General features: G+C 69.9%; 14 protein-coding genes. 6 read left to right on the top strand and 8 right to left on the bottom strand.

All coding sequences use genetic code 11. The annotated features are described in order from the left end of the window. Position 1 precedes the first annotated feature (1 nt). The 8 genes from arfA to IEZ21_RS21695 all read right to left on the bottom strand — a co-directional run bounded on the left by arfA (position 2) and on the right by IEZ21_RS21695 (position 8,213). Positions 2–1,516, bottom strand: a complete 1,515-nt coding sequence (gene arfA, locus IEZ21_RS21730) for an arabinosylfuranosidase ArfA (protein ID WP_189323590.1) — start codon at positions 1,514–1,516, stop codon at positions 2–4. A 116-nt stretch (positions 1,517–1,632) separates the two neighbouring features. After that, positions 1,633–2,493 (bottom strand): carbohydrate ABC transporter permease, encoded by an 861-nt coding sequence (locus IEZ21_RS21725; protein ID WP_189323589.1) that lies wholly within the window; start codon positions 2,491–2,493, stop codon positions 1,633–1,635. Next, positions 2,490–3,431, bottom strand: a complete 942-nt coding sequence (locus IEZ21_RS21720) for a carbohydrate ABC transporter permease (RefSeq protein ID WP_189323588.1) — start codon at positions 3,429–3,431, stop codon at positions 2,490–2,492. Before IEZ21_RS21720 ends, IEZ21_RS21725 begins: the two co-directional genes overlap by 4 nt. Further along, positions 3,428–4,783, bottom strand: coding sequence for an extracellular solute-binding protein (locus tag IEZ21_RS21715; protein ID WP_189323587.1), 1,356 nt, complete (start codon positions 4,781–4,783; stop codon positions 3,428–3,430). Before IEZ21_RS21715 ends, IEZ21_RS21720 begins: the two co-directional genes overlap by 4 nt. Before the next feature lie 175 nt (positions 4,784–4,958). Then, the gene (locus IEZ21_RS21710) at positions 4,959–5,810 is read right to left on the bottom strand and encodes an SMP-30/gluconolactonase/LRE family protein (protein WP_189323586.1); all 852 of its coding nucleotides are present in this window, start codon (positions 5,808–5,810) and stop codon (positions 4,959–4,961) included. After that, the gene (locus IEZ21_RS21705; protein ID WP_189323585.1) at positions 5,807–6,580 is read right to left on the bottom strand and encodes an IclR family transcriptional regulator; all 774 of its coding nucleotides are present in this window, start codon (positions 6,578–6,580) and stop codon (positions 5,807–5,809) included. Before IEZ21_RS21705 ends, IEZ21_RS21710 begins: the two co-directional genes overlap by 4 nt. 227 nt (positions 6,581–6,807) lie before the next feature. Further along, a complete protein-coding gene (locus tag IEZ21_RS21700; protein ID WP_033320731.1) occupies positions 6,808–8,058 on the bottom strand; it encodes a PucR family transcriptional regulator in 1,251 nt (416 codons plus the stop codon). A gap of 2 nt (positions 8,059–8,060) precedes the next feature. Beyond that, complete coding sequence (locus IEZ21_RS21695) at positions 8,061–8,213, bottom strand: hypothetical protein (protein WP_189323584.1); 153 nt, start codon at positions 8,211–8,213, stop codon at positions 8,061–8,063. Between the two features lie 266 nt (positions 8,214–8,479). Between IEZ21_RS21695 and pgfA the strand changes: the two genes are divergently transcribed. The 6 genes from pgfA (at position 8,480) to IEZ21_RS21665 (ending at position 18,324) form a co-directional block, all read left to right on the top strand. Beyond that, positions 8,480–9,457: a cell envelope lipid trafficking protein PgfA gene (pgfA, locus tag IEZ21_RS21690; protein WP_033320732.1), complete on the top strand. Its 978-nt coding sequence runs from the start codon at positions 8,480–8,482 to the stop codon at positions 9,455–9,457. Positions 9,458–9,682: 225 nt separating this feature from the next. Beyond that, positions 9,683–10,834 (top strand): glycosyltransferase family 4 protein, encoded by a 1,152-nt coding sequence (locus IEZ21_RS21685; protein ID WP_189323583.1) that lies wholly within the window; start codon positions 9,683–9,685, stop codon positions 10,832–10,834. Next, positions 10,831–11,613 carry a class I SAM-dependent methyltransferase gene (locus IEZ21_RS21680; protein ID WP_051744673.1) on the top strand — a complete coding sequence of 261 codons (783 nt, stop codon included), beginning with the start codon at positions 10,831–10,833 and terminating at the stop codon, positions 11,611–11,613. The genes IEZ21_RS21685 and IEZ21_RS21680 overlap by 4 nt, the downstream gene beginning before the upstream one ends. Further along, positions 11,610–16,190 carry an alpha-(1->3)-arabinofuranosyltransferase gene (locus tag IEZ21_RS21675; protein ID WP_189323582.1) on the top strand — a complete coding sequence of 1,527 codons (4,581 nt, stop codon included), beginning with the start codon at positions 11,610–11,612 and terminating at the stop codon, positions 16,188–16,190. Before IEZ21_RS21680 ends, IEZ21_RS21675 begins: the two co-directional genes overlap by 4 nt. Beyond that, positions 16,187–17,584: a condensation protein gene (locus IEZ21_RS21670; RefSeq protein ID WP_246568006.1), complete on the top strand. Its 1,398-nt coding sequence runs from the start codon at positions 16,187–16,189 to the stop codon at positions 17,582–17,584. The genes IEZ21_RS21675 and IEZ21_RS21670 overlap by 4 nt, the downstream gene beginning before the upstream one ends. Then, a complete protein-coding gene (locus IEZ21_RS21665; RefSeq protein ID WP_189323581.1) occupies positions 17,581–18,324 on the top strand; it encodes a class I SAM-dependent methyltransferase in 744 nt (247 codons plus the stop codon). The genes IEZ21_RS21670 and IEZ21_RS21665 overlap by 4 nt, the downstream gene beginning before the upstream one ends. The last annotated feature ends 3 nt before the right edge of the window (positions 18,325–18,327 follow it).

The raw sequence follows: 18,327 nt of genomic DNA, 5'->3' as shown, positions 1-18,327 counted from the left end.
ACTAACGAAGCCGGATCACGTTCCAGGACAAGGGCTCCAGGACGGCGTTCAGCGTGCCGTCCTGGAGGGTGGTGCCGTCGACGGGGTGTGGGGTTACGCGGTCCGGGTTGTCGAGGGTGTTGCGGGCGTCGGGGTCGGCGTCCGCGAGCGCGGTGTGCTCGACCAGGGAGGTCAAATCCAGTCCGTTCAGGGATACTTGGAGAGGAAGAGCCTCCGTGCGGCTGCGGTTGACCGCGAACACCGTCACCGAGCCGTCCTCCGCCCGTACGGCCGTGGCGTGCAGCAGGTCCGTCTCGCCGTACTTCTTCGTCTCGTACGTCGGTGAGTCGACCCGTACGTCGAGGACCTGGCCGCGCCCGTACCGGGACGCCTGCGCGAAGGGGAAGAACGTCGTCTGCCGCCAGGACGGGCCGCCCGGCTCGGTCATGATCGGGGCGATGACGTTGACGAGCTGGGCGAGGCAGGCCACGGTCACACGGTCCGCGTGCCGGAGCAGCGCGATGAGGAGCGAGCCGAAGACGACGGCGTCGGTGACGCTGTAGTTGTCCTCCAGGAGACGGGGGGCCTCGGGCCAGTCGTCCTGCTCGAACGTCTTCGCGTGCTCCTCCCACTTGGGCAGGTACCAGACGTTCCACTCGTCGAAGGAGAGGTTGATCCGCTTCTTCGACTTGAGCCTCGCGCCCACGTGGTCGGCGGTCGCGACGACGTTGTCGATGAAGGACTCCATGTCGACGGCGGAGGCGAGGAAGGAGTCGATGTCACCGTCCTCCGGCCAGTAGTAGGCGTGGAGAGAGATGTAGTCGACGAGGTCGTACGTCTCCGCCAGCACCGTCGCCTCCCACTCGGCGAACGTCGGCATGCTCTGGCTGGAGGAGCCGCAGGCGACGAGTTCGACGGTCGGGTCGAGCTGGCGCATCGCGCGGGCTGTCTCGGCGGCGATACGGCCGTACTCCTCCGCCGTCTTGTGGCCTGTCTGCCAGGGGCCGTCCATCTCGTTGCCGAGGCACCAGAGTTTGATGCCGAAGGGGTCCTTGTCGCCGTGGGCGACGCGCTTCTCCGCGAGTGCGGTGCCGGAGGTGTGGTTGGCGTACTCCTGGAGTTCCAGGGCCTCGGCGACGCCGCGGGTGCCGAGGTTGACCGCCATCATGGGCTCTGCCTGGGGGCCGACCTTGCGGAGGAAGGCGATGTACTCGGAGAGGCCGAAGCGGTTGGTCTCGGTCGAGTGCCAGGCGAGGTCGAGGCGGCGGGGGCGTTCGTCCGCGGGGCCTACCGAGTCCTCCCATTTGTAGCCGGATACGAAGTTGCCGCCGGGGTAGCGGATGGCTGTCGCGCCGAGTTCGCGGACCAGGTCCAGGACGTCGGTTCGGATGCCGTCTTCGTCGGCGGTGGGGTGGCCCGGTTCGTAGATGCCGGTGTAGACGCAGCGGCCGAGGTGCTCGACGAAGGAGCCGAAGAGTCGAGGGTTGACCTCGCCGACCTTGAAAGCGGGGTCGAGGGTGAAGCGGGCGGTGTGCATGGTCGCCTTTCGGGGAGGGTGGTTCTTGTTCGTTGGCGGCTGCGGGTTGTCGGTGGCTGGTCGCGCAGTTCCCCGCGCCCCTAAGGGGCGCTCAACTGGGCGTCTGCTTATTAGAGTTACTGCCCTGCCAAGCCCGTGTGGGCCACCCCCGCCACTATCTGCCGCTGGAAGAAGACGAACACGATGATCAGCGGAAGTCCGGCCATCAACCCACCCGCCATCAGCTGAGCCCACTGAATGCCATAGGAGTTCATGACCGTCGCGATGCCGTTCGGCATCGTCATCAGGTCGGGGTTGTTGGTCACCATGTACGGCCAGAGGAAGTTGTTCCATGAGGCGATGAAGGTGAAGATCCCCACCGCCGCCAGGGACGGCCTCGCGAGCGGGACGACGATCGTGAAGAAGACCCGCCAGCGGCCGGCGCCGTCGATGAACGCGGCCTCCTCCAGTTCGCGTGGGATGCCCTGGAAGAACTTGTAGAGGATGTAGACCATGGCCGCGGGTGCGCACTGCGGCAGGATCATGCCCCAGTACGTGTCGACCATCCCCATCTGCTGGACCGTGGTGAACAGCGGGACGCCGAGGACAGCCGGGGAGATCATCAGGCCCGCCATGACCACGCCCAGCAGGACGTTCTTGCCGCGGAACTCGGTGCGGGCGAAGCCGTAGCCGGCGAGGGCGCTCACGGTCAGCACCACCGTCGTCACACACACCGAGACGACCAGGGAGTTGACGAACCAGTTGGTGATGTTGCCGGTCTCGAAGATCGCCGACCAGGCCTGGGCCGTCCACTCCTTCGGCAGCCAGTGCGGCGGCACCTCGACGGCTTCGGTCTCCGACTTGAGCGAGGTGAACAGCGCCCATACGAGGGGGGCGAGGAACACCACGGAGACGGCCACGCCGAGGAGGGTGAGCACGATCTGGCTGGGCGTCCAGGGCCTGCGGGGCTTGACGCGTATCTGTGCGGCGGTGCTCATCGGCCGCCCTCCTCACGGTTGCGCAGCAGCCACATCCGCGCGAGGGCGACGGACGCGATGATCACGAAGAAGATGATGGAGATCGCTGAGGCGTAGCCCACGCGGTAGCTGGTGAAGCCCTCTTCGAGGGTGAACTGGACGAAGGTGCGGGTCGATTCCTCCGGTCCTGGCGAGAAGTCCATCATCACGACCGCCTGGTCGAAGACCTGGAGCGAGGCGAGGATCTGCAGGGCGATCACGAGCCCGGTGATGTTGCGCAGCATCGGCATGGTGATGTGGATCATGCGGTGCCAGGCGTTCGCGCCGTCCAGCTTCGCGGCCTCGTAGAGGTGGGCGGGGATGCCCTGGAGCGCGGCGAGATAGAGCAGGAAGCTGAAGCCGACCGTCCACCACAGGGTCGTGATGACGATGGCGAACATGGCGTACGACTTGTCGGTCAGCCAGGGTGTCTCGAGGCCGAAGACGTGGTTGATCATGCCCGTGCCGGGGTTGAACAGCCACTGCCACAGGTTGCCCGCGACGGTGGAGGGCAGCAGGAACGGGGCGAAGAAGCACAGCCGCCACAGCCACTTGGCGTGCTCGATGTGGTGGGCGAGCATCGCGAGGAGAAAGGCGAGGACGGTGATGCAGGGCACGACCAGGAGCGTGAAGTAGGCGCTGTGGCCGAGCGCGTCCCACATCTGCGGGTCCTGGAGGGCCTCGCGGTAGTTGTCGAGGCCGACGAAGTTGGCGCTGTCGCCCGCGATGTTGGCGTCCGTGAAGCTGAGGTAGACGCCGCGCACCAGCGGCCAGACCACGAAGAGCACGAACAGGGCGAGGAACGGGGCGACGAACCAGCCGCCGTGCTGGAAGCCCTGCTTGCGGCGGACGGTGGCGCTCAGTGCGGCGGTCTTCGCGCGAGGTGGTGCGAGGACGGTCTCTGTGCCTGCGGTCGTCATGCGACGGCACCTCCCTGCGCGGCGGTCCGGCCGTCCATGGGGTTCTTCATGCCGAGCAACTGGGTGAGCGCGCCCTTCATCCGGCGGGCGACGGCCTCCGGCTTGGCGGAGCCCATCGTCGAGGAGACGACGATGGGGCCGATGCGCTGGGCGAGGATGCCGGTGGAGCCCGCGAACCACACCTTCGGCTCGGTGGCCTGGTGGTCCATGGCCGACACGTACTCGCTCTGCGGGTTCAGCTCCTTGTACGCGGCCGTGGACAGGGTGGGCGTGTACGCGGGGATGTGGCCGCCGGCCGCCCACTGCTGGGCGTGCTGGACGACGTAGGCGGCGAGCTGGTGGGCGGCCTCGTTCGTGGCGCCGCCGCGGTCGGACTGGTGCGGCAGGACGAAGGCGTGCGACTCGGCGTGGGTGGCCTGCTTGCCGAAGACGGGCGGCAGCGGGGTCGCGCCGTAATCGAGCTTCGCTCCGGAGAAGACCGGCACCGACCAGTTGCCCTCCCAGGCGAAGGGCGCGCCGTTCATGAACTGTTCGGCGCCGACCGAGCCCATGCCCGGGTTGGCGTACCCGTCGGTGACGTGCTGGCGCAGGAACTCCAGGACCTGGACGGCCTTGTCGGTGTCGAAGGTGACCTCGGAGTTGGCGGCGTTGAACCAGGTGCCGCCGAGCTGGGTGTAGAAGGCGACGAAGAACCACCACTGGAAGTTCTGGTCGTTGATCCAGAACCCGATGGTCTGCAGGCCCTTCTTGGTGGCCTTCTTGGCCTCCTTGAGCACGTCGAACCACTCGCCGGTCGACGTCACGGGCACGATCCGGCCGTCGTCGCCGAGCAGCCCCGCCTTCTTCAGCACGTCCTTGCGGTAGAAGCAGAGCTGTACGTGGATGTCGAGCGGGAGGGCGTAGAGCTTGCCGTCGATGACGGCGCGCTTCCACAGGTCGGGGTTGAAATCCGCCTCCCGTACGCCGTACTTGGCGAGCAGGTCGACGTCCCAGGGATCCAGGAGACGGCCGGGCGAGAAGCCGGTGATCCGGCCCAGGTGCATGACGCCGAGGTCGGGTGCGCGGTTGCCGGCGGCGGCCATGGCGAGCTTGCTGTAGAAGGGGTTGCCCCACTGGAAGGTGGAGTCCTTCACGTCGATGCCAGGGTTTTCCTTACGGAAGGCGTCCAACATCGCGATCATGTTGGCGCCGTCACCGCCACTGAACAGGTTCCAGTAGCGCACCCGGGCGTCCGCGCCGGAGGCCAACGCATCGGCGCCGGTGCCCAGCGCGGCGAAACCGAAGCTGCCCGCGACCGCCAATCCGCCGATTCCGCCCAGCAGTTGCCTGCGATTCAGGTCAGGTCGTCCCATGCCCCGCCTTATTGTCCGAGGTGTCTACCGGCCATTCGAAGTTCGAGATTTCGAATGACGCCCGCAGCTTCGAACGGGACCGTAGAATCGAAGCGCTTGCGCGTCAAGGGTTCACGCAGAAAGCGCTTTCCCAATCCAGTTGCTGGACAGGGAAAGCGCTTCGTGAAGTCTGCGGCTACCCGGCGAACGCCGGTTGCGCCAGCCCCTTCCCCGCACCCGGCACCACCAGCACCGAGCCGGACATCGGATGCGGCTCCTCCAGACCCGTACGGGCCGTGGTGATGTAAAGGTCCGTCAGGCCGGAGCCGCCGAAGGCGCAGGCCGTGGGGCGGCGGACGGGGAGCGGGAGTACGCGGTCCAGTTCGCCGGAGGGGGTGTAGCGGCGGACGGCGGCGCCGTCCCACAGGGCGACCCAGACGCAGCCGTCGGCGTCGACGGTGAGGCCGTCGGGGAAGCCGGCGCCGTCCTCGATGGCCGCCAACTGGCGCCGGTTGACCGGCCGTTGGTCGTCCCCGACATCGAAGACGTCGATACGGCGCGTAGGCGAGTCGATGTAGTACATGAGGCGCCCGTCGGGGCTCCAGCCCGTGCCGTTGCTGACGGCCACGTCGTCGAGGACGACCTCCACCGTGCCGTCGGCGGTGAAACGGGCGAGGTTGCCGCCGCCCGGCGCCTCGTCGTAGCGCATCGTGCCCGCCCACAGCGAACCGTCGGGTGCGACCGCCGCGTCGTTGGCGCGACGCCCGGGGACGACCTCCCGGTGCAGCCAGCGGAAGCTGTCGGGCTCCTCCGGGTCGTACAGCGCCACGCCGTCCCGGAGGTTGAGCACCAGACCGCCGCCCGTACGAGGCTTCGCGGCGCCCACGTGCTGCTCGGTCACGAGGACCGTACGGCGGCCGGAGCCGGGCTCGTACGTATGGACCCTGGAGCCGAGGATGTCGATCCAGATCAGCCGCTGGGCGTCGGCGTCCCAGGTCGGGCCCTCGCCCAGGGTGGCGTATTCGCGTACGGCCACTTCCACCGTCATGCCACGCTCCGGTGCCCGAGTCGCTCCGACAGTTCCGCGGCACCCTTGGCGGCGAGCTGCTCCAGCTCGCCGCGGCGGTCGTCGCTCCAGCGGATCATCGGTACGGAGATGGAGAGCGCGGCGACGACCTGGCCCGTGCGGTCGCGTACGGGGGCGGCTACGCAGCTGACGTCAGGGTTCGACTCGCGGCGCTCCACGGCGACGCCCCGGCGGCGGATCTCGGCGAGGGCCTCGCGCAGGGCGGCCGGGTCGGTGATGCTGTTCGGTGTCATCGCAGGGAGCTTGCCGTCCTCGGGGACCCGTGAGGCCAGCTCGGAGTCGGGGAGCGAGGCGAGCAGCATCTTGCCCACGGAGGTGCAGTGCGCGGGGAGCCGGCGGCCTGCGGCGGACACCATGCGCACGGCGTGCGTGGAGTCGACCTTGGCGATGTAGATGACGTTCGTGCCCTCCAGGATCGCGACGTGCACGGTCTCGTCGCAGGTCTCCGCGACGGACCGGGCGACCTGCTGGCCCTCGGCGGCGAGGTCCAGCTGCTCGGCGTACCGGCTGCCGAGCTGATACGGGCGCACGCCGAGGCGGTAGCGTCCGGGCTGGCCCGGCACCTGCACGATGTACGAGCGGGCGGCGAGCGTGGTCACCAGCTCGTGCACGGTGGTGCGGGGCAGCTGGAGCTTGCGCACGATGTCGGGGGCGGAGAGTGTTCCGTCCCCGTCGAGAAAGAGCTCGAGAATGTCGAGAGCCCGGGTCACTGCCGGCACGAGACGTCCCACGACCGGCCCCCTCCCTGATGTTCGATATTTCAACAGATGATCGGCATAACGAACACAGGCTACGCATAGTGGCTTTCGCCAGGCAACACGCAGGTAACCACGACGGCCTGAGCAGGGAAAACAGAGCCGGGGGGCGCCCCGTCAGGGGCGCGGGGAACTGCGCGACCAGCCACGACGGACCCGCGGCTCACAACCGGCCTGCATAAAACCGGCCCACCAGCGGAGCGTCAGCGCCGAGCCCGCGGATCCCCCAGCTCCCCCCGCAACCGCTGCGCACGCAACACAAGCTCCAGCTCGAAGCGCCGATCCGGATTGTCGACCTCGTCGCCCCAGAGTTCGCGGATCTGCCGAAGGCGATACCGCACGGTCTGCGGGTGCACCCCCAGCCGCGCGGCCACCTCAGGAGCCCCGCCCCGCGTCTCCAGCCACGCCAGCAGCGTCTCCGCGAGCCGCCGCCCATGGGTGGGCCCGCAATGGGTGAGCGGCGCCAGACACCGCCGCGCCAGGTCGTCGATCAGTTCCTCCGGCTGGAGGAGGACCAGTGCCTCCGTGTGCTCCGTGCAGTACAGGACGTCGCCCGACGGCAGCAGGCCCCGCTCCATCAGCCGCACCGCCGCCTCCGCCCAGCGCAGCGACTTCGCCGCGTCGGCCAGCGGTACGGGCGGGCCGATCGCGCCCGCCCAGCCGGTCATCGCGCGCCGCAGCAACTCGGGGCGCCCGGCGGCCACCGGGTCGGGCACGACCATCCGGGGCTGCTCGTACTCCATGTCCAGCAGTACGCCCTGCCCGACGGCGGGAGCCACGGCCTCCCGGGCGGGCCGCAGCAGTACGCCCACCGCGACCTTGGCGGGAATCGGCCAGCCGATGCGCGCGGCCCGTTCGGCGAACGCCTCGGTCGGGTCGCCCCGGTGGTGCTCGGTGAGCAGCAGCTCCATCAGCCCGCGCTGGAGGCGCAGCCGTTCGCCGGCCTGCCGGGCGGCGGCCTCGGCGTAGCCGCGTACGGACTGGTCGACGAGTCCGTCCAGGTACTCGTAACCGGCGTCGACCAGCTCGTACATCGCGGGCGGCGGGATGTCCACGCGCTGCCCGATCTCGGCGAAACGGCGCCAGGCCAGGCGTACTCCCATCCGGTAGATCGCCTGGAGCGAGTCGAGGCTGCGGCCGTTGAGGCCCTCACCGCGGCCGAACTCCTGGAAGACCTCGGGGTGGACGCGCGGACGGCCCTCGGAGCTCTCCAGATGCTGGATGAAGACCTCGATGGCCCGGCGGATGCCGATCAGCGCCATGGGCTCGCCGGAGTCGTCGAGCACGACGGGCAGATGGGGGTACTCGCGGCGGATCTCCCGCAGGATCTCCTCGGCGAGGTCCGGCGCCTCGGCCAAGGCGATGGCCGCGAACTCCCGGACCTGGAGGCGCGGTACGTCACGCCAGGCCGAGCGCGTGCTGATGGTTCCGGTGGTTACGGGGCGGAGCGCCATGGTCAGCGGTCCCGGCCGGCCGTCTCATACGTGATGAGGGGGGTGTTGGGCTGTTCCGGAGTCGCGTTCAGCAGCGCGACGATGCCGACGGCGGCACCAACGGCGAGTACAGCGGCGGCGGTTACCGTCAGCAGGGCGGCAAGCAGTCTGGGCATCGAAAGTTCAGCCCTCTCAGTCGAAAGGTGGTCCCACCGGGTTGAATGGTGGTCCCACCCCGGTCAACCGCATCAGAAATCCGTGCGGTTGCCTGCCCATTCGTACGCCCCAGCCGGTCCCTTCCGGCAGGGGACAGTCTCGACAATGCATTGACACTTAGTCAAGGGTGCGCCTACGGTTCCCGGCCCATACCGCTTGTGCACCCTCCCATCACTGTGCCCGCACATCCCTGTGCCGTGTCACCACAAGCCTCTGGAGTGCCCGGATGCGCCGCACCGCCTCACCATTTTCGCTGATCATCCTGGGTCTGGGCGTGTTTCTGCTCGTCCTGGCCCCCCTGCTCGCCTGGTACGTCGAACCGCGTGCTAAGCAGAACCCGATCGACATCGACTCCAAGACCGTACTCACCGGCACGGGAAGCTACTTCGACACGGACGAAGTCGAAACCGTTCACAACAAAAAGATCACGATCACCCGGCAGGTCCGCGGCGATGTCGCCGACAGCGAGAAGAGCGGCCGGGCGGTCTGGGATGTTTCGACCACCCTCGACACCGAGAAGTCGCTGCCGGCGGCCGACCCGCATGACGCGCTGCTCTGGACGGTGGAGCGCTGGGTGACCAACCGGAAGACGAACGCTCCGGTGCACTGCTGCAAGGAAGAGCCGTACATCGAGGGCGAGGCGTATCTGAAGTTCCCCTTCGGCGTGCAGGAGCGCGATTACCGCTGGTGGGACAGCACCCTGGGCTCGACGATCACCATGGAGTACCGGGGCAAGAAGAAGATCCAGGGGTACGAGGGCGTGCGGTTCACCGCGAAGGTGGCACCCACCAAGAACGGCACCCGGATGGTGCCGGGCACCATCGTGGACCAGCCCGAGCGCAGCCAGGTGCTCGCCGAGGAGTGGTACGCCAACCACGGTCTCGAGCTGGTCGTCGACCAGGCCACGGGCCGGATCATGTACGCGGCGACCGGGATCCGTCAGACGCTGCGGGCGCCCGGCTCCGACGAGGACGCCGCGGTGCTGCTGGACGTCAAGCGCATCGCCTTCACCACGGACACACAGAAGGAACAGGTGAAACTCGCCAAGGCCGACAGCCGTCGACTGAGCCTGGTGGGACAGACGTTGCCCATCGGGGCAGGTTTGGCGGGCGGACTGCTCGCCATCGTGGGGGTCATTTTGGTGGTGCGCGGGCGTCCAAATCCTGAAACGTCCGAGTCGTCCCAGCAGCCGCTCACAATGTGATGAGACGTCAGCTCGATAAAGGCCGGAATTTGTCACCTGGGTGAGTAGCAGCATCGAACCGGTGGGCGAAAACTATCCACCCCCACCCAAACACAGCCTGCCCACACCATCGCCACAGCCGGTCCCACAACCACCACACATCCGCACCGCGTGAGCTTGCCGAAAACGCCGCACCTGCCGTACCCCCCACGCTGGTTCCGCACCCCGAGACGAGTTGGAGCACCAATGCCCCAGCACGTGCCTTCGTCGTTGCGCGCTGCTTTCCCCCGCACCGCGCAACGACCCCCGGCGCATCCCCCGCAACCGCGCCGCATCGTCTTCCTCGCCCGCCGTGACTTCGGCAACGCGGCGGCGGGCGGCTCCGAACTCCTCGTCGACAAGCTCGCCGAGGGCCTGACCCAGCTCGGCCACCAGGTCACCCTGCTCTGCGGGGGGCCGGCCGCGCACCGCGACTACCGAGTCGTGTCGGCCGGGGGCGACCTCGGCCACTACCTGAAGGTCCGCTCGGCTTTCCAGCGCCAGGTCGGCGACTGCGATCTGCTGGTCGAGGTCTGCAACGGGATGCCGTACCTGGCGCCGTTGTGGCATCGCGGACCGACCCTGTGCCTGGTCAACCACGTACACACCGATCTGTGGAAGATGCGGTTCGGCGGTCCGCTTGCGCCCGCCGCCCGCCTCGGCCGAAGACTTGAGCACTGGGCGCTCGCGGGCGCCCAGCGCAAGAATCTGCTGGTCGCCGTCTCCCCGTCGACGGCACACGCGCTGCGCGACATCGGCGTCGAGCGTGAGCGCATACGGGTCGTCCACAACGGCGTCGAGGAGCCGGGCCCACGGTCCGAACGCTCCCCGGAGCCGCTGTTCCTGGCGATGGGTCGGCTCGTCGAGTACAAGCGCATCGATCTGCTGCTGCGGCTGTGGGAGCGGGTCCGCCCGATCACCGGCGGCCGTCTGGTGATCGTCGGCGACGGGCCCGAACGCCAACGCCTGGAGCAACTCGCGGGCCCCGGCGTGGAGTTCAAGGGCCATGTCTCCGAAGCCGAGAAGCACCGGCTGCTCTGCGCCTCCTGGCTGCTGCTGCACCCCTCGGCCGTCGAGGGCTGGGGTCTGGTGGTGACCGAGGCGGCCGCCCGTGAGACTCCGGCCATCTCCTTCGACGTACCAGGTCTGCGGGACTCCATCGTGGACGGCGAGACCGGGCTCCTCGCCCGCGGCGAGTCGTCGTTCGCGGCGGCCTGGTGCACCCTCGCCCTGTCCGCCGAACGCCGCACCCTGATGGGCAAGGCAGCCCGTGAACGTGCCGCCCAGTACCGCTGGCACCAGACCGTGCGGCAGTTCCGCGCGGTGGCGGCGGAGGCGGTGAGGAGCTACCAGCCATGAGCACTTCCACGGGTTCCGGCAGAGGCACGGGCAAGGGCAGACGTACGGGGACGGGTCTGAAGGACCCTTCGCTGCGCCGTTCCGTCGCCCTCTTCCGCGCCTTCCTCCACGAACAAGAAGACCCGGAGGCCTGCTACTCGCTGCTCGCCCGTGACGCCGTCGACCAGGTCGAGGCGTACGACGGTCCGGTCAATGGCCGGACCGTCGTGGACGTGGGCGGCGGGGGCGGCTATTTCACCGAGGAGTTCCAGCGGCGCGGTGCGCACGCCTACCTCTTCGAGCCGGACGTACAGGAACTCGGCGAGAAGCCGCCCCAGGGCGCGGTCGTCGCGGACGGCTATCTGCTGCCGCTGGCGGACGGTGTCGCCGACGTCTGCTTCTCCTCCAACGTCCTCGAGCATGTGGCCGACCCGCAGACCTTCATCAGTGAGATGGTCCGCGTCACCAAGCCCGGCGGACTCATCTACGTGTCGTTCACCAACTGGCTGTCCCCCTGGGGCGGCCACGAGTGGGCGCCCTGGCACTATTTCGGTGCCGAGCGGGCCCGCGCCCGTTACCAGCGGCGTACCGGCAAGGACGCCAAGCACACACTCGGCGAGAACCTCTTCGCCGTACATATCGGAACCACCCTCAGGCAGGTGCGCGAAAGAGACGACGTCACGGTCGTCTCCGCGCGCTCCCGCTACTGGCCGTTCCTCGCGGAAACCGTCGCGAAGGCGCCGGGGCTGCGCGAGTTCGCCACCTGGAATCTCCTCCTCATACTCCGGCGGTATCCATGACCAGCACGGTCCAGTCGGCTCCTCCCCCGGCGCCGACACGTCCCCTCCCTCCTGTGCCCGACCCCCCCGAGGGGCCGAGGTCACGACGGTGGCTTCTGGGGTTCTGGGCCGTGGTGTTCGTGCTGTTCCTGGCCGTGGACCCGGGCCGGCAGACCTTCGAGACCAAGCTCGGAGTGACAGTCGACCCCTGGCAGTTCATGGCCGATCTCGGTCAGCTCTGGCACGACCGCGGCGGCTTCGGCGGAATCGCCGACCAGTACATCGGTTACTCCTTCCCGATGCTGCCGTACTACGCGCTGACCGACCTGCTGGGCATACCGGTCTGGCTGGCCGAGCGCCTGTGGCTGTCGCTCATCGTGAGCGTCGCCTTCTGGGGTGCGCTGCGGCTGGCCGAACGGCTCGGCATCGGCAACCGCCCCTCCCGCCTCCTTGGCGCGGTGGTGTACGCGCTGTGGCCGGTGTTCACCATCGTCGTCGGCTCGACCTCGGCGGCGGCGCTGCCGGGCGCGATGCTGCCGTGGGTGCTGCTGCCGCTGACGAACGAGCGCTACAGCGCGCGGATCGCCGCCCTGCGCTCGGCGCTGCTCATCCCCTTCATGGGCGGTGTCAACGCGGCAACGACTCTGGCCGCCCTGCTGCCCGTCGGCCTGTATCTCCTCTCCCGCCCCCGCGGCCCGAGGCAGCGCAAGCTGATCGCCTGGTGGGTGCCGGGGGTGCTCCTGGCGACCGCCTGGTGGGTCATCCCACTGCTGCTGCTCGGCATCTACGGCGAGAACTTCCTTCCGTACATCGAGAGTTCGCAGACCACCACGGCCACCATGTCGGCCACGGAGATGCTGCGTGGCGCCGGTAACTGGGTCGCCTATCTGAACTTCGGCGAGGCCTGGCTGCCCGCCGGCTGGACCGTCGCCTCCTCGGTCGTCGTCATCGTCTGCTCGGCCCTCGCGGCCGGCCTCGGTCTCGCCGGGCTCGCCCGCCGCGACCTGCCCGAGCGGCGCTGGCTGGTGCTGGTCGTGCTGTCGGTCGCGCTCATCACCCTTGCCGGGTACGGCGGTTCGTTCGGCGCGCCCTTCCACGAGACCTTCCAGGGCTGGCTGGACGGCGGCCTCGCTCCGTTCCGCAACATCTACAAGTTCCAGGTGGGCCTCGCCCTCGCGCTGGTCTTCGGGCTGATGCACCTGGTCGGCATCGCCTCCGAGACTCGGGGCGCCCGTCCCGTACGCGGCCGGCGGTTCGCCCCGCTGATCGCGGCGGTCCTCGTACTGCCCGGTCTCGCGCTCCCCTACCTCAACGGGTCGATCCTGCAGCCGGGTTCGTTCCAGGAGCTGCCCAAGTACTGGCAGGCCACGGCCGACTGGCTGGAGAAGAACTCGCCCGACTCCCGAGCCCTCGTCGTCCCCGCCACCGCGCACGGCATCTACACCTGGGGCTCCTCCATCGACCAGCCCCTCGACGTGCTCGCCGAGTCCCGCTGGGCACAGCGCGACTATGTGCCCTTCGGCACCGCGGGCAACCGGCGCGCCATGGACGCGGTCGAGCAGGCACTGCTGACCGGCAGCGAAGTCCCGGGCCTGGGCGACTACTTGAGCCGGGCCGGGCTCCACTACGTCGTCGTACGCAACGATCTCGACCCGGACCAGATGGGCTACGTACCGACCTCGACCGTCAAGCGCACCCTGGAGGAGTCGGGCTACCGCCGGGTGACCGGCCTCGGCCCGGTGATGACGGGCGGGACGATCCCGGAGAACACCCCGATACAGATCGAGGGTCTGTACCCGCGCCAGCGCGCCGTCGAGATCTACGAGCCGGCCGAGGACGTGCAGCGGCCGGGGCAGGCCGGACTGAAGGCGGTCGCCGACACGGCCGTCGTCTCCGGCGGCCCCGAGGCACTGCTGCCGATGTCCGCCGATCCGGCGTTCCGCGACCGGCCGGCCGTGCTGACCGGTGACAACCACCCGGGGCTCGGCACTCCCCCGCTCCAGGTGACGGGTGACGGGCTGCGACGCGCCGACACACGGTTCGGTCTGGTCAACGCCAACACCTCGTACACGTACACCCGCGACGAACGCAATCACTCCGGCAGCTCCCAGGACGCCGGTGACAAGCCGCACCAGATCCTGCCGACGGAGGGCATCCAGCACCAGACGGTGGCCGAACTGCGCGGCGCCCGTTCGGTGACCGCCTCGTCGAGCGGCAACTGGATGTTCTATCTGCCGCAGTACGACCCCGTGAACGCCTTCGACGGCAACCCGAACACCGCGTGGGCCGAGGGCGCCGCGGGTTCGGCGGACGGTGAGTGGCTGCGGATCGGCTTCACGGAGAAGACCGACATCCCCTCCTCGATCCGGGTCACGCCGCTGCCGCAGGACAGTGTGCGCTCTGCGCCGACGCGGGTGCGGGTGGAGACCGAGAACGGCTCCGCGACGAGCTACCTCCAGGCCAACGGCATGCGGCAGCGGATCAAGGCGCCCGAGGGTGAGACGGACTGGCTGCGGATCACCATCGTCGACTCGGTGGCCCGGCATGCCGGCCTCACCGGTGCCGGTTTCTCCGAGATCACCATCCCCGACGTCCAGGTGACCCGCATGCTGCGGCTCCCCAAGGACGCCGAGCGCACCGACGCCGCCGCCGAGGTCGTCTCGCTGCACCGGGCCTCCGACCCGGGCGGCGTCTCCCCGACGGGCACGGAGGCGGGCCTGCACCGCCGCTGGAACTCCGAGGCGGCGGGCTCGTACGAGGTGAAGGCGAGCGCGGTCCCGATCTCGAGCACCGAACTCGACGAGCTGCTCTACCGGGTGGCGCCCGAGCAGCAGAACCAGCTCACCGCGACCGCCGAATCCACGGCCGGCCTCGGTGTCGGTCTGTCGCCCCGCAATCTCACCGACGGCGATCTGACCACCGCCTGGATCGCCGGGGACAACCCCACGATCCATCTGCGCTGGCAGGGCAAGCAGGCCATCGACGAGATCGTGCTGCCGCCCGCGGGCGGTCTGTCCACCCGGCCCACCAAGGTGGACATCAGCTCGCCGGACGGCGCGGCGATCGCCAATGCCGACGAGAACGGCATCGTCCGCTTCCCGGCGATCACCACCGACCGGCTGGACATCACGATCACCGACACCGCGGAGCTGACCGTCCACAACCCGGTCGTCGACGACGATCTGCAACTGCCGGTCGGCCTCACCGAGGCCTACATCCCGGCGCTCGACCAGTACCGCACCCCGCAGCCCGACGTCGACCGCACCTTCGACCTGCCGTGCGGCCAGGGCCCGACCCTCGCCATCGACGACGAGCTGTACGAGACCAGCGCCTCCGGGACCGTCGAGGACCTGATGAAGCGGCGGCCCATCGAGGTGACGCTCTGCCAGCAGGGCCGCGCGGACACCTCGCTCTCCCTCGACTCGGGCGCGCACCGCGTCGAGGCGGGCGACGCCGGACCGCTCGCGGTCACGGACGTCACGCTGACCCGCGGCACGGTCCCGGCCCCCTCCACGACCGAGCGTGAGCTGGAGGTACGGGACTGGCTCGGCGACCTCCGCGAGGTGAGCGTCGGCTCGGGTGCGGCTTCGTACCTGACGACGTACGAGAACTTCAACGACGGCTGGAAGGCCACGCTGAACGGCGACGAGCTGGACCCGGTCCGGCTCGACGGCTGGCAGCAGGGCTGGCGGATCCCGGCGGGCGAGGGCGGCACCATCAAGATGTCGTACGAGCCCTCCACGACGTACGAGGCCGGGCTGATCGGCGGCGGCGTCGGGGTGCTCGCACTCGTGGGTCTCGTCCTGTACCGGCGCAACTCGCCCAACACCGACGAGCGTTCGCCGCTGCCGCCCGCCCCCGGAATGATCCTGGGCACCGTGGCGCTCACGCTGGTGGCCGCCGTGATCGCCGGGTTCTTCGCCCTGCTGGTGCCGGTGCTCGCGTTCATCGCGTGGAAGCGGCACTCGCTGCTGGTGCCGATCGCGTTCGTCGCGCTCGCGGGGGCCGGGATCGCCGCCGCCACGGGTGCGGGGACGCCGACCTCGGCGGACGAGGGGTCGTTCGGGGCCGCGGCCCAACTGCTGGCGCTGATCGGGCTGTTCGCCGGTCTGGTGTCGGTACGGGGTGCCGAGCTGGAGCCTCAGAGGGCTCAGGGGGCTGCGCCTGCGGGGTCGCAGTCCGGAGGTCCCGGTGGCTTCGGTGTTCTGCCGCCGGTGCCGCCGCCCGGGCCCACGCCGGAGGCGCCGCTGCCGCATCGGCAGCGCGGGGAGACGTACGGGCCGACCGGGACGGCGTCCGAGTCTGGGGCGCCCGAGGCCGGGTCTCCGTCGGGTGCGGCTCCGGAGCCGGGTGCGGGTGCGCCGGGAGTGCTGCCGCCGTCCCGGACGCCGGAGGAGGAGTCCTCCGAGACGCCGCCGAAGTACGAGGCCGGGCCCACCGTCTCCGCGCGGGGCCCCGAGTCGGACCGGCGGATACCCGATCCACCGACCGTCCGCTTCCCGCTCCGTAAGCCGAAGTCCAAGGCGGCACGGTCCGAGGAGACGACACCGACGGCACCGCGGGACAAGGAAGAGACGGGAGAAGGCGAAGCCACATGACCGCCCTGGACCACCCGGCGCGCGGCGGCACGGACGGACCCGTCCGGCCGCCCGCCCGGATCCCGTTCCCCGTCGTGGACGAGGTCGCCCGGCACTGCCTCCAGGAGGAGGAGCCGGAGACCGTCCACATCGAGGTCCATCTGCCGGGCCACCTGGACGCGGCCCGGCTGAGGGCGGCGTTCACCGAGGCCCTGCACCGCCACCCGCGCATCCTGATGCGCGAGGCGGCGGGGCCCTGGTACCGCCGCCGCTACGAGTGGGAACTCACCCGCGACCCGGACGTGGCGGAGGTGGTGACGTTCCCGGCGCCGGACCGCGACGCCCTGAAGCACGCCCGGGACAGGGCGCTCGCCTCCGCCCCGCCGCTCTCGGCGTCCCCGCCGATCAGGCTGGAGGTCGTCCGCGATCCGGAGGACGACGGCACCGTTCTCTTCCTCACCATCAACCACACCGCCCTGGACGGACCCGCCTGCCTGAGGGTCCTGGCCACCGCGGCCGAGGTCTACGGAGGCCGCGACAACTCCCCCGCCGCGCCCCCGGTCCGTACAACTGGCGACGCCCCCACGGAGGTTGAGGCCCCATCCAGCTGGGCCCCGCCCGCCCGGGTCGCCCACGGCACCCCGGAGCCCTCTCCCGGCAACGGCATGCTCGTGTCCGAGCTGCGCGTGCCGCACCGGCCCAAGGGCTCCCCGTACACCGTGAACGACCAGCTCATGGTGGCCACCGCGCTGATGCTCACCCACTGGAACCGGGAACACGGCGCCCGCCCCCGGCCCATGCGCATCACGATGCCGGTGGACGACCGGTCGCGCGGCACGGACATGCCCATCGGCAACGGCACCCGGCTCGTCGAAGTCCCGTTCGCACCCGAGGAGCTGGACGCCTCCGACCTGCCCCGCCTGTTGCGCCGTACAGCAGACCGCACCCGCGCCCTCAAGGCCCAGCCCCGGCCCCAACTCGGCCACGGAGCCGCCCTGTTGACCTCCCCCTGGGCCCCCGTGCCCTGGCGGGCCGCACTCACCAGAGGCCTGCGCAAAGCCGCCGCGCCCTGGACGTCGACGACCCTGCTGAGCAACATCGGCCGCGTCCCCTACCCCCTCGACTTCGGCGAGGGAGCGGGCCGCGCGAACGCGGTGTGGTTCTCCGCGCCCGCCCGCATGCCCCGCGGCCTGACCGTCACGACGGCCGCCACGGCGGGCCGGCTGCACCTGGCGCTGCGCTGGTCCCGCACCCTCCTCAGCCACGGCGACGGCTGCCACCTCCGCGATCTGTTCGAGCACTACCTGCACGCGACGGAACACGCAGAGGAGTCCCCGCAGGAGAAGCCCGCAAGGAAGAAGCCGACGAGCGAACAGCCGACGAGCGAACAGCCCGCAAGGGGGAACGGCCCATGACCACCGCCCCGCCCCAGCGCGAACGACCGCACGGACTGAGGGACTTCTACGAAGACCCGGACGTCACCGTCGCCTCCGGCACCCCCCGAAGCCTCCGCCAGGCCCGGATGCTCGCCGACGCCCTCGGCCCTGCCACGTCCGGCGTACAGACCGTCATCGACATCGGCTGCGGCGACGGCACCGCCGCGGCGACCGCCGCCCCGCTCCTCGCGGGCCACCGCATCATCGGCGTCGACTGGTCCCAGGACGCCCTGAAACGCGCGCACACCCACATCCCGTACGCGGTACGCGGCGAACTCACCGACGGCGGGCTGCCGTTCCAGTCCGCCAGTGCCGACGCCGTCCTGTTCAGCGAGGTCATCGAACACCTCGTGGACCCGGACGCGGCCCTCGACGAGATCCACCGGATCCTGCGCCCCGGAGGTCATCTCATGCTCTCCACCCCGAACCTGGCCGCCTGGTACAACCGGGCCCTGCTCCTCGCCGGCGTCCAGCCCGTCTTCTCCGAGGTGAGCCTGCGCGCCATCCACGGCCGCCCGGGCCAGGAGGTCGTGGGCCACCTGCGGCTCTACACCGCCCGCGCGCTACGGGAGTTCGTGGCCGCGTCGGGCTTCGAGGTCGTACAGCTGCGGGGCGCGCCCTTCCACGGCGTACCGCGCCCGATGCGCCCACTGGACCGGCTGGCGTGCCGGGCACCATCCATGTCCTCGATTCTGCTCCTGCACGCACGGAGGACGTAGCCC

It is taken from the genome of Streptomyces flaveus (assembly GCF_014647675.1).
Classification (GTDB): domain Bacteria; phylum Actinomycetota; class Actinomycetes; order Streptomycetales; family Streptomycetaceae; genus Streptomyces; species Streptomyces flaveus.
Note: the sequence above shows the minus strand (reverse complement) of the source record. Positions and strands in the feature narration are given on the sequence as shown.